This is a genomic window from Neisseria sicca VK64 (genome assembly GCF_000260655.1).
Lineage (GTDB): Bacteria > Pseudomonadota > Gammaproteobacteria > Burkholderiales > Neisseriaceae > Neisseria > Neisseria sicca_B.
Genome location: NZ_AJMT01000006.1, coordinates 1 through 10,601, shown reverse-complemented (window position 1 = coordinate 10,601; position 10,601 = coordinate 1). Strand labels below are relative to the sequence as shown.

Sequence of the window (10,601 nt, the reverse complement as noted above, 5' to 3'; positions counted from 1 at the left end):
GCGCCTTTGTCCGTAGCGTCCTTTATGCCGCCGGTAGGTTTCGACGAGGAGGGCTTTGTCGGCTGCGTCGGGGTCGGGTCGGTCTTGGTGGTGGTAGTAAAAGCTGCTTTTGGGCAGGTTTGCGATGTGCAGCAGGTATTTGAGCGGGTGTTGCGCCCTCAGTGTTTGGACGGTTTGGCTTTGTCCTTTTCGGTCTGTTTTTGGCTGAGGGCTTTTAACTCCTTTAAATAGGCAACCTTTGCGCGCATATAGCACAACTCTTCATAAGCTCTGCCTGCGTTTTTTCTTGGTCGGGTTTATCTGAGATGAAGGGGTTTTTGCGTGTTGGGCATGGTTTTGGATTGGGGATGTTCGAGTGCGCGATACCGCCTTCTTGATAGGCGCGTATCCATCGTCTCAGGTGGGTTCGGGAAATGCCGTAGTGGTCTGCGGTACGCTGTTGGCTGCGTATGTGCAGGTAGTGGAGTACGGCTTGGTATTTGAAGTGTAATGTATATTTGCTCATAAAAAAACTGCACCTTGTGAGTTGGAGGGGATGTCCAACTTTTGGGGTGCAGTTCAAACAGGATAAAACGTTTTCAGACGACCTTTCGTTTATCTTGCACACAAATAAAATTTGCCGCAACGGCTTCAGAATGTGCGTTCTCCTGTTGGAGCGACCTTTCAGAAGATTTTTTGCGAAACCTAGAAACCTAAATGTAAGCCTGCGGCTTACTGCCCTCTCCCTAACCCTCTCCCACGGGGAGAGGGGACAAATTAGCTGGGAATCCCAAACATGGTTGGGGTTCGGTATCCTCAATCCCCTCTCCCACGGTGAGGATGGACAAAATTGGCTGAAATCCAAAAATGGCTGAAGTTCGGTATCCTCAATCCCCTCTCCCCACGGGAAGAAGGTATAATTGGCTGGAAATCCAAAGCATAGTTGGATTTCAGCATCCTCAATCCCCTCTCCCCGTGGGAGAGGGTTAGGGAGAGGGCAGCAAACCGTCAGGTTTGCTTTTTAGCAATCCTTGGCGGAGCAACCTCAACCCTGCCGTTCCAACATCCCTTGAAACCGCAACAATGCCAGCCATAAGAATCCTACGCCGATACAGCCCATGATCAGCATATGTCCCCAGACGATTTCAATCCCCGCGCCGCGGAACAGGATGTCTTGAGAAAACTTCACAAACTGCGTCAGCGGCCAATATTCACTGATCAGTTGCGCCGCGTGCGGCATGTTGCTGCGCGGGGATGCGCCGCCGGCAAACAGGTTCATGACGATATACACCGGCAGCATCAGCATACCAAACTGCCCCATCGTCGATGCGAACGTGGCAATCATGATGCCCAGCGACGCCACCGAAAACAGGAACAACGCCAGCCCTACCGCATAAAGCGGCACCGAGCCGATGAGCGGCACGCCTATGCTCAAATGCACGATAAACCACAGCGACGACAACGCTGCCACCCAAATCACGGCGGCATTTGCCAGCACTTTGCCCATCATCAGTTCGAACGCATTGACCGGCATCACCAGCAGATGCTCGATTGTGCCGCGTTCGCGTTCGCGGATAACCGCCGCCCCCGTCAATAAAATCAGCAACATACACGACATCGAGCCGATTTGCGAAGTCGGCATAAACCACGCGCTTTCGCCGTTGGGATTGTAATAAGTATTGATGACGGGGTTGATTAATTCCGGCCGCGTCACGCCGGTGAATTCGTAAATTTCGCGGTTGATAATTTGCGAAAGATACGACGCGCCCACCCCCGCCTGCGTCATCGACGTCGCATCAACCAAAAGCTGCAAATCAGGATTGCGCCCCGCCGCCATGTCGCGCTGAAAATTGGGCGGCACTTCCAAAATAAAGGTGAACTCGCCCTTATCCATCAATTCGTCCGAATCCTCGCGCCGCACGTCCTCTACCGGTTTGAAAAACGGATGCTGCACGGCATCGCGGATACGCATGGACAAAACCGAACGGTCTTGGTCGATAATGCCGACAGCGGCATTTTTCAAATCCGCGCCCACCTGCGCCATCTGATAAATCGTGGCGGTAAAGATATACGCAATCAGCACCATCAGCACCGGATCAGTCAGCACACTGCGGAACTCTTTGAGCATCAGGGTTAGAATGTTTTTCAGGGTACGCATGGGGATTCCTGTTTATGGGTTGTATTGTCAAAGGCCGTCTGAAAAATTGTCCGGCTGTTTTTCAGCTTTACAGCCTCGGTTTTCCCATTAAAAGTCCGGCAGCAGGTTCGCCGTGTACACACAATAGAGTCTGTTTTTTCCCAAAAAATCCGTCGAAACGCAGCGGATAAAGACAACGCATATGGAATCGGCTACCATGCCGATTGGTCAATCCAACTCGTTTGGTCAGACCGACGATGTATAATTATGTTTTTCAAATAAGGTCATTTGAGATCAGCTTTGATTTCAGACGACCTATTTCATCAACCAAGTCTAAGGAACTATGATGTCCGTCAAACCTTTACTGCTCTGCCTGCTTCTCACTTCCCCTGCCGCCTTTGCCGGCAATCTGTCCTGCCATGAAAGCCCGAAATCGACGGGCAACCCCGAACTCGATGCCATCGTAACCCGCTACGAATGCCGTTACACCGGTTCGCTGCAACAAGCCTACTCCGCCTTTATGAAGCAAGGTTACAACGGCGAAGCGCCCTACCCTAAAACCGTTCCTTCCACCCTGCCGCGCAAAAACCTGACTCTGAACGGTAAAGAAAAAATGGACTGCGGCAACACGGAAAACGCACAACCCGAAACCTTTGAATGGTCCTTCAAACTGCGCCGTAAAAATCCCAACCATATCAATATGGAATACCAAAGTTTGGATTGCGCTTCAGGCGCTCATACCGATACGGAATTTAACCGCAACGGAAAAACCGTCAAAATTATTCACAAAGTTTACTCCTCATAAGCGGATAACATCCATATCGTGAAATTTGGCGTTTGCCGCATCATGGGTGGGACTACGGATAAACTGATACGAAATGGCAAACCCACTCCGTAGCAGTTTAATCAGGAGTCCCACTTATTATTCCGCCAGCGCCGCATCCACCGCCGCAAGCGCATGGATGGCGGTGCTGTCGAACACGGGCAGCGGGCTGTCGGTTTCGTTCACAAGCAGGCAGATTTCGGTGCAGCCGAGTATCACGCCCTGCGCGCCTTCGTTCTTCAGACGGCCTATCACGTCGTAAAAGTAGCGGGCGGATTCGGAGCGGATGCGGTTCAGGCACAGTTCGTCAAAAATAATGCGGTGGATTTCGTCTTGTTCGGCGGCGGTCGGAGTTATGGTTTGTACGCCCTGCGAACCCATCCGCTCAGTATAAAAACCGTCGCTCATGGTAAAGCGCGTGCCGAGCAGGCCGACGGCGGACAAGCCCTGCCGTTTGATGGCGGCGGCAGTCGCATCGACGACGTGCAGCAAGGGGATGCCGGCCGCCTGTTCGATGGCGGGGGCGACTTTGTGCATGGTATTGGTGGCAAGCAGCAAAAAATCCGCGCCGCCCGCTTCCAGCTTCCGCGCGCTTTGCGCCAACACGTTTCCCGCCGCCGCCCAGTCGCCGCTTTTCTGCAAACGGACGATTTCTTCAAAATCCACGCTGTCGAGCAGGATTTTGGCACTGCGGTTGCCGCCCAAACGGCGGTTGGTTTCGCGGTTGATGATTTGGTAGTAGAGTACGGTGCTTTCGGGACTCATGCCGCCGATGATGCCTATGGTTTTCATGTTTTTTCCTTTCGTTTGATGTGTGGAGTTAATCAATCCTAGCGTGTCAGCACAAAGCTGTCGTCTATCAGCCGCCACACGCTTTCCGCGGGCGTTTGCGCCAATACGATGCTCAACCAGTGTTCTTTGTTCATGTGGTAGGCGGGCAGGATGCCTGCCGTCGCGCGCCATGCGCCGATGTGTTCGGGGCGGCATTTGACGTTGACGATTTCCGTCAGACCGTCCTCGCCCATGCCGAGTTTTTCAGACGGCACGGGCATATACAGGCAGAACCATTTGCGGTTGCCCGTGTGGCGGAATACGGCAAAGTCGGGAGATTTCGCCCACGGATATTCCGCCGCCGCGCCGTAGCGTTCGGCCAGTCCGTCAAACAGGGTTGCTCGGTTCATGGCGTTTCTTTCTTTAATAGTGGGCTAAGGTTCGGGGTGGACATCCATACCCGCCTGCTGAGTTTTCAGACGACCTCTCACTTCTCCTGTTTCTTCAACAACAAACACGCCAGAATCAGGCTGGTAGCGGCAAAGGCGGCGATGGCGGCGTATTCGTGCAGTAGGTCGGCGGTGTGCAGCCCTTTGGTGAAGCTGCCGACGCTGACGGTGTAGTACCACGACGACGGGAAGGTTTTGCCGATAACCAATGCGCCGCCTTCCATGGTGGACAACGGGTAGAGAAAGCCGGAATAGGTTTGCGCGGGAATCATGGTGATGATGGCGGTGGCGAAGATGGCGGCGAGCTGGGAGCGCACAAAGCAGGAAATCAAAAGCCCCAGCGCGGTGCTGGCGGACACCATCAAGAGCGTGCCGACGGCAAGTCCGGCAAACGAGCCTTTGAGCGGCACGCCGAACAGGTAAATAATCATCAGCATCATGGCGGCGAAATTGACCATGCCGACGGCGATATAGGGAAGCTGTTTGCCGATCAGATATTGCGCCACGGCGGCGGGCGATGCGTAGAAATTGGCGATGGAACCGATTTCGCGTTCGCGCACCACGCCGACCGCCGACATCATGGCGGGTATCATCATCAGCACCAGCATCATCACGCCCGGGGCGATGGCGTTGATGCTGTCGAAATCCTGATTGTACATAAAGCGCGGTTCGATGCCGGAGGGGGCTTTGAGCGAAACGGGCAGCCCGCTTTCGGCGATGCGGTCTTTGGTGTAGGCGGTGATCAGGCTGCCGATGTAGCCGCGGATGTTGGTGGCGTTAAACGGCATGGAGCCGTCCACATAAAATCCGACTTCGGGTTTGAGTCCGCGCGCCAAATCGCGCCCGAAACCGCTCGGAATATCGATAACCAATATGGCGCCGGAGCTTTTGAGCACAGTGTCGATTTCGGCTTCGGACTGTATCGGCGGCTGTTGGAGGAAGTAGCGCGAACCGTCGAAATATTCGACCAGCTCGCGGCTGGCGGCGGTTTGGTCGCGGTCGTAAACGGCGAATTTCAGATTCCGCACGTCAAACGAAATCCCCCACGATACCGACGCCATGATAATCAGCGGGCCAAACACGGCGAAAAACAGGCGGATTTTGTCGCGCAAAAGCTCTTTGGCTTCGCGGCGGGCGAAAGTCCAAATCATGGAGAAGCGGTATTTGAAGCTTTGGGTGTCAGGCGTTGCCGACGGATTTTCAGACGACCTCGGATGGTGTTTTTCAGGGTCGTCTGAAAACTCAACCGCCGTAGGTTGGGTCGAGACCCAACTTGCCGAATCTGAAGGAATCGTTGGGCCTTGACCCAACCTACCCTGTTCGGAATGCACGCCGTCTGCGTTTTGGCGAAACTTGCTTTGTTCACTTTCAGACGACCTTGCGCTTTGTTCATACAGGTCGTCTGAAAAATCAGCCGCCGTAGCCGTAGGTTGAGTCGAGACCCAACCTGTCGAATCCGAAAGCATTGTTGGGTCTTGATCCAACCTACCCTGTTCGGAATACCCGTTATCCGATTCCGCCTCAATCAGATACTGCACAAACGCTTCTTCCAAATCCGGCGCATTCTGTCTTGCCGCCAGTTCGGCGGGCGTGCCCACCGCCAGCACGCGGCCTTTGTGCATAAAGGAAATGCGGTCGCAGCGGGCGGCTTCGTTCATAAAGTGGGTGGAAACGAAAATGGTGATTTTGTCTTCGCGGGAGAGTTTCAGAAGATGCCACCAAAACATATCGCGGGCGGCAGGATCGACCCCCGAAGTCGGTTCGTCCAAAATCAATACTTCGGGGTGGTGCAGACAGGCGGCGGCAAGTTGCAGGCGTTGGCGGATGCCCAGCGGCAACGATGCGGGCGCGGTGTCGGCAACGTCCGCCAAATCAAACTGTTGCAGGGCTTCTTCCACCGCCGCCGCGCCTTTAGCACCCATCTGGTAGAGTCTGGCGTGCAAATCCAGATTGCGGCGCACGCTCAGTTCTTCATACAGCGAAAACGCCTGCGACATATAGCCGACGCGCATTTTCGTGTCCAAGCCGCCCGCGTCTATCGGCTTGCCCAACAGCGTGGCGTCGCCTTCGGTCGCCTCCAATAAACCAGTCAGCATTTTCATGGTGGTGGACTTGCCGCAGCCGTTGCTGCCGAGAAAGCCGAAAATCTCGCCTTTTTGAATGGTAAAGCTGACATGGTCCACAGCGGTGAAATCGCCGAAACGCTTGGTCAGCCCATGCGCTTCCATCGCGGGCGGCGCATCGGGATCGAGGACAAACGGCGTAATGTCCAAACCGCCCGAACCCTGCTGTTTCTCCGGTGGCAGCATTTTGACGTAGGCATCTTCCAACACGTCGGTGCCGTAATCCGCCAGCACGTCGGCGGTGGGCTTGTTTTCCAGCAGCCTGCCCGCGTCCATCGCCAGCAGCCGCTCGAAACGCTGTGCCTCTTCAATATAGGCGGTCGCCACAATCACGGTCATGCCCGCATGTTCCCGCCGCAAATCGTCCACCAACGCCCAAAACTGGCGGCGCGACAAAGGGTCCACGCCCGTGGTCGGCTCGTCCAAAATCAGCAAATCCGGGCTGTGCACCAGCGCGCAGCACAAACTCAGCTTCTGCTTCATCCCGCCCGATAGCTTGCCCGCCGCCCTGCCGGAAAACGGCGCAAGGCGGGTCGCCTCCATCAGCCGCGCAATCTGCCGCGTGCGTTCCTGCCCGTCCAAACCGAACAGCCGCGCGTGGAAATCGATATTCTCATACACCGACAAGGTAGGATACAGGTTGCGCCCCAAACCCTGCGGCATAAAGGCGATGCGGTGCGACAAATCCCGCCGCACGTCCTTGTCCGCCATATCGCCGCCCAACACTTCCACCCGCCCGTCCTGAATCACCTTCACCCCCGCCATCAGCGAGAGCAGCGTCGATTTGCCCACACCGTCCGGCCCGATCAAACCGACCGTCGCGCCTTTCGGAATGTCCAGCGACACATCGTCAAGCGCAAGGGCCTTGCCGTAGCGGTGGGAAAGGTTTTGGATGGAAACGGTGTTCATGATGCAGCCTTTTTTGCAGAAAACGGGATTTCAGACGACCTATTCGTAACGGCTTATTTCCAAAAGATTGCCGTCAGGGTCGCGCAAATAAACCGACCGTATCGCGCCGACCGCTCCCGTGCGCGGAACAATCCCGCTGATGGCGTCCACCCCATGCGAAGCCAATTCTTCCAAAACCTGCTCCAACGGCGTCTCCGTCAACAAACACAAATCCGCCGTACCGCAGGCAGCATTTTCAGCATGAGGCACAACTTCAGCCCCGCGCCTGTGCAGATTGATTTTCTGCCTGCCAAACAACAAAGCCTTACGCCCCTCGCCAAACGTAATTTCTTCCATACCCAAAATACGGGTATAAAAATCAATGCTGCGGGAAATATCGGCAACGGTTAAAACCAAATGATCCAGCGAAGTAATCTTCATTTTTCAGTCTCCTTAGTTTTGTTTTGGTTTGGTCGCAAGCAACGAATCAATCAGGCTCCCGACTTAAAACTTCTGCCAACGTTTTACCCGCAGGCGTATATTCGCCTTCTTTTTCTCCATAAAAACCCGAATCCGCCAACACAATCCGCAAATCGTCAGGCTGGCGGAAATCATAAGCATAAAATATACCACCGCCGTCAAAGGCAACCGGCAGGAAATGTGGGGCGTAACACCAAAATTCGTAACTAAAATAAAATTCCACCACGTCTTTCGGCGAAAAATAGCCGAATTCCCGCCCGTTTCCTTCGATTTCGCCACTTACGGCATAACGCCAAAGCTGTTCCATCTCTTTGGGAATATAAAAATAATCGGGCAGCCGCAGGCAGGTGGCGGCAAATTTCTCCACCACGCCCGCTTCGGGAAAAGCCTGCGCCAAAGCACGAATACCTTCATCGCCGATATACTTGTCCGCCGCCCGAAAAAAACACGACAAATCCTCATCGGATGCGGGAGCTTCGCGGCTGAGAAAGTTAAATTTCTCGTACCACATCTTTAAAAGCTTGTTCCCGGCCTTGCGCAATAGTTTGCAGTAAGTTTTTTGGTTTGGCGGACACCGTCTTTTTCCTCATGACCGATATGGTAAACCTCAATATCGCATCCCTCTTCCTCTGACAGGTAGCGGACTTCATAAGCCTCGCCTGCCTTAGGTGTGAAAGAAGCGGCGACTCGGCAACTATAATGGTGATTTCTCGTTTGAGACGAAAATGCGCCGTCCAAAACCACAGGCTGATTCCCCGATACGACCATCTCGCGATAAGAATCACGGAAAATGAATCCGGTGTCTTTTTCCGTTTTGCGGCTCAACTCGGTAGGCGGAATACCTATCGAAATATTCCTAACCTTACGCGGCAATCCGTTGACAAAACGACGGTTTACCGCGTTCCGTTTTGTTCCCTCCCATTTTGCGCAGTCCGTTTCAGGATATATGCGGATCAAATCCGAACCGTATGAACCATACGAGCGGATTTGTGCCTGACTGCCCGGATCGAAAGAAACGTTTTTCTTCACAACCTGACTCTGCATCGAGCCACACGCCGACAACAGTAAAATAGAACCCCAAAGTACGACTGATTTCATTATTCTCTCCAAATTTTCAAAATATAGTGGATTAAATTTAAATCAGGACAAGGCGACGAAGCCGCAGACAGTACAGATAGTACGGCAAGGTGAGGCAACGCCGTACTGGTTTAAAATTAATCCACTATACAATTGTTGATAAACAAGATTCAAGCGTAGTCGGTTATCCCGAAAAGATCGTCTGAAAAACCGTCCTACTCGTTTTCAGACGACCTCAATAGCGTCACATGTAATGACAAATACCGCCTGATTTATCTAAAGGATACAACGAACAAAGGTCGTCTGAAAACCGTTCCTGAAATTGAGGAAACCGATATTTTCAGACGACCTTAACGATATTAGAACCGATACGCTTAACAACGACTTTTTTCAGTCAAATATCGGATACACGGTTTACCGCGCATTATTCCGCCAACCAAATCAGGCTGACCATGCGGCCGGTTTGTCCGTCGCGGCGGTAAGAGAAGAAAGTGTCGCGTTCCAAGACGGTGCAGTGTGTGCCGCCGTAAATCATGTCCACCCCTTCGCGGCGCAGAACCAAACGCGCCAGTGCGTAGATGTCGGCAAGATATTTACCGCCGCCGATGTCTTCGAATGTGTCCGCCGCTTCGGGCATGGGCGTACAAAATGCGTCGAACACGTCCTGTCCGACTTCGAATGCGTCCGCGCCGATGGCAGGGCCGAGATATGCCATGATTTCGACGGGCGCGACATTCATTGCGGCTATGGTGTTTTGCAATACGCCGCCCGCCAAACCGCGCCAGCCGGCGTGTGCAGCAGCGACGACCGTACCGGCTTTATCGCAGAACAAGACAGGCAGGCAGTCGGCAGTCATCGCGGCGCAGGCGGCTTTGCCTGTGTTGTCCACCGAAGCGTCTGCGTCGGGCGTGTTGCCCAATGCGTCGGCGGCGTTGACGACGATAGTGCTGTGGATTTGATTGAGGTAGGCAACAGGCAGCCTGACCTGTTCCTGCACAATTTCACGATTGCGGCGCACGGCATCGGGATCATCTCCGACGTGCGAACCGAGGTTCAAACTTTGATACACGCCTTGGCTCACGCCGCCATTGCGGGTGGTAATCAGGGTTTTCACGTTGGCGGGCGCAGGCCAATCGGCAGTCAGGAAATTTTTGCCTTGCGGGGCGAGGTTTAAGGTTTCTGTGATGGTTTTCATGTTTTTATCTGAGTAAGGAAAGGTTTGAAAGGAATGCGTCTATCGGCTTCGTATTAACGCATCTCTACGACTTCCAATAATTCTGTGTTTTCCAATCGGTAATAAAGGTCATAACCCCGACCATGCTTATCTTCTCCTTGATTGGGCAGAAAGCTGATACAGGCAAATTCTTTATTCTCGGAAATATTGAACCAAATAGTATAGTTCCTCAAATCCGATTGATTCTGCAAATAACGATCAAATTCTTTTTTAGCCGCAGCCATTGCCAATAACAAGCTTCCATCTAATTCAAATAAATAATCAGATTTAAAAGCATCTCTCCAAACTTTTTCCTGATAACTCATATCGGCACCTAAATCCTCTATCTTAAATTGACCATTCAGTATGGCAAGTAAGCTTTATCAACCGTATTGCCAAATTCCCATCTGCCTTAGAAAGTAATCAAGGTCATCAAAAATAATAAAGTTACGTACTAACGCATCCCCACTACTTCCAATAATTCCGTATCTTCCAGTCGGTAATAAAATTGATAACCCCGACCATATTTATATAGTCCTCTATAAGGAATTTCAAAAAATATCCCGCCTACCATTTCATCTGTTTTTGGAATAAAACTGATACTAACAAATTCTCTATTTTCGGAAATTCTTAACCAAATAATATAGTTTTTCAGATCCCA

Annotated in this window: 11 protein-coding genes and 2 pseudogenes; 1 reads left to right on the top strand and 12 read right to left on the bottom strand. The window is 52.7% G+C overall.

Going from position 1 to position 10,601, the window contains the following annotated elements:
* The 3 genes and pseudogenes from HMPREF1051_RS14715 to HMPREF1051_RS00350 form a co-directional block, all read right to left on the bottom strand.
* Nucleotides 1-255, bottom strand: a pseudogene (locus HMPREF1051_RS14715) (hypothetical protein); the annotation flags it as partial.
* Nucleotides 224-505, bottom strand: a complete 282-nt coding sequence (locus tag HMPREF1051_RS12600) for a helix-turn-helix domain-containing protein (protein ID WP_231286231.1) — start codon at nucleotides 503-505, stop codon at nucleotides 224-226. The gene HMPREF1051_RS12600 and the pseudogene HMPREF1051_RS14715, both read right to left, overlap by 32 nt.
* 519 nt (nucleotides 506-1,024) lie before the next feature.
* A complete protein-coding gene (locus HMPREF1051_RS00350) occupies nucleotides 1,025-2,137 on the bottom strand; it encodes an ABC transporter permease (RefSeq protein WP_003762711.1) in 1,113 nt (370 codons plus the stop codon).
* 325 nt (nucleotides 2,138-2,462) lie between these two features.
* Between HMPREF1051_RS00350 and HMPREF1051_RS00345 the strand changes: the two genes are divergently transcribed.
* Nucleotides 2,463-2,921, top strand: coding sequence for a hypothetical protein (locus tag HMPREF1051_RS00345; RefSeq protein WP_003762708.1), 459 nt, complete (start codon nucleotides 2,463-2,465; stop codon nucleotides 2,919-2,921).
* 117 nt (nucleotides 2,922-3,038) lie between these two features.
* On the opposite strand, the gene HMPREF1051_RS00340 is transcribed toward HMPREF1051_RS00345, so the two are convergent.
* The 9 genes and pseudogenes from HMPREF1051_RS00340 to HMPREF1051_RS14965 form a co-directional block, all read right to left on the bottom strand.
* Nucleotides 3,039-3,731, bottom strand: a complete 693-nt coding sequence (locus HMPREF1051_RS00340; protein ID WP_003762713.1) for an aspartate/glutamate racemase family protein — start codon at nucleotides 3,729-3,731, stop codon at nucleotides 3,039-3,041.
* Between the two features lie 38 nt (nucleotides 3,732-3,769).
* On the bottom strand, nucleotides 3,770-4,120 hold the full coding sequence (locus tag HMPREF1051_RS00335; protein ID WP_003762715.1) for an MmcQ/YjbR family DNA-binding protein: 351 nt from the start codon (nucleotides 4,118-4,120) through the stop codon (nucleotides 3,770-3,772).
* A gap of 77 nt (nucleotides 4,121-4,197) precedes the next feature.
* Nucleotides 4,198-7,191, bottom strand: a complete 2,994-nt coding sequence (locus HMPREF1051_RS00330) for an ABC transporter ATP-binding protein/permease (RefSeq protein WP_003762721.1) — start codon at nucleotides 7,189-7,191, stop codon at nucleotides 4,198-4,200.
* 39 nt (nucleotides 7,192-7,230) lie between these two features.
* The gene (locus tag HMPREF1051_RS00325; RefSeq protein ID WP_003762706.1) at nucleotides 7,231-7,611 is read right to left on the bottom strand and encodes a VOC family protein; all 381 of its coding nucleotides are present in this window, start codon (nucleotides 7,609-7,611) and stop codon (nucleotides 7,231-7,233) included.
* Nucleotides 7,612-7,657: 46 nt separating this feature from the next.
* Nucleotides 7,658-8,161, bottom strand: a complete 504-nt coding sequence (locus tag HMPREF1051_RS00320) for a hypothetical protein (RefSeq protein ID WP_003762702.1) — start codon at nucleotides 8,159-8,161, stop codon at nucleotides 7,658-7,660.
* Nucleotides 8,162-8,163: 2 nt separating this feature from the next.
* Nucleotides 8,164-8,748, bottom strand: a complete 585-nt coding sequence (locus HMPREF1051_RS00315; protein WP_003762719.1) for a hypothetical protein — start codon at nucleotides 8,746-8,748, stop codon at nucleotides 8,164-8,166.
* 403 nt (nucleotides 8,749-9,151) lie between these two features.
* Entirely contained in the window at nucleotides 9,152-9,922 is a 771-nt protein-coding gene (gene pgeF / locus HMPREF1051_RS00310) for a peptidoglycan editing factor PgeF (RefSeq protein WP_003762716.1), read from the bottom strand.
* A gap of 53 nt (nucleotides 9,923-9,975) precedes the next feature.
* Nucleotides 9,976-10,266 carry a hypothetical protein gene (locus tag HMPREF1051_RS00305; protein WP_003762709.1) on the bottom strand — a complete coding sequence of 97 codons (291 nt, stop codon included), beginning with the start codon at nucleotides 10,264-10,266 and terminating at the stop codon, nucleotides 9,976-9,978.
* Between the two features lie 128 nt (nucleotides 10,267-10,394).
* A pseudogene (locus HMPREF1051_RS14965) lies at nucleotides 10,395-10,601 on the bottom strand (hypothetical protein); the annotation flags it as partial.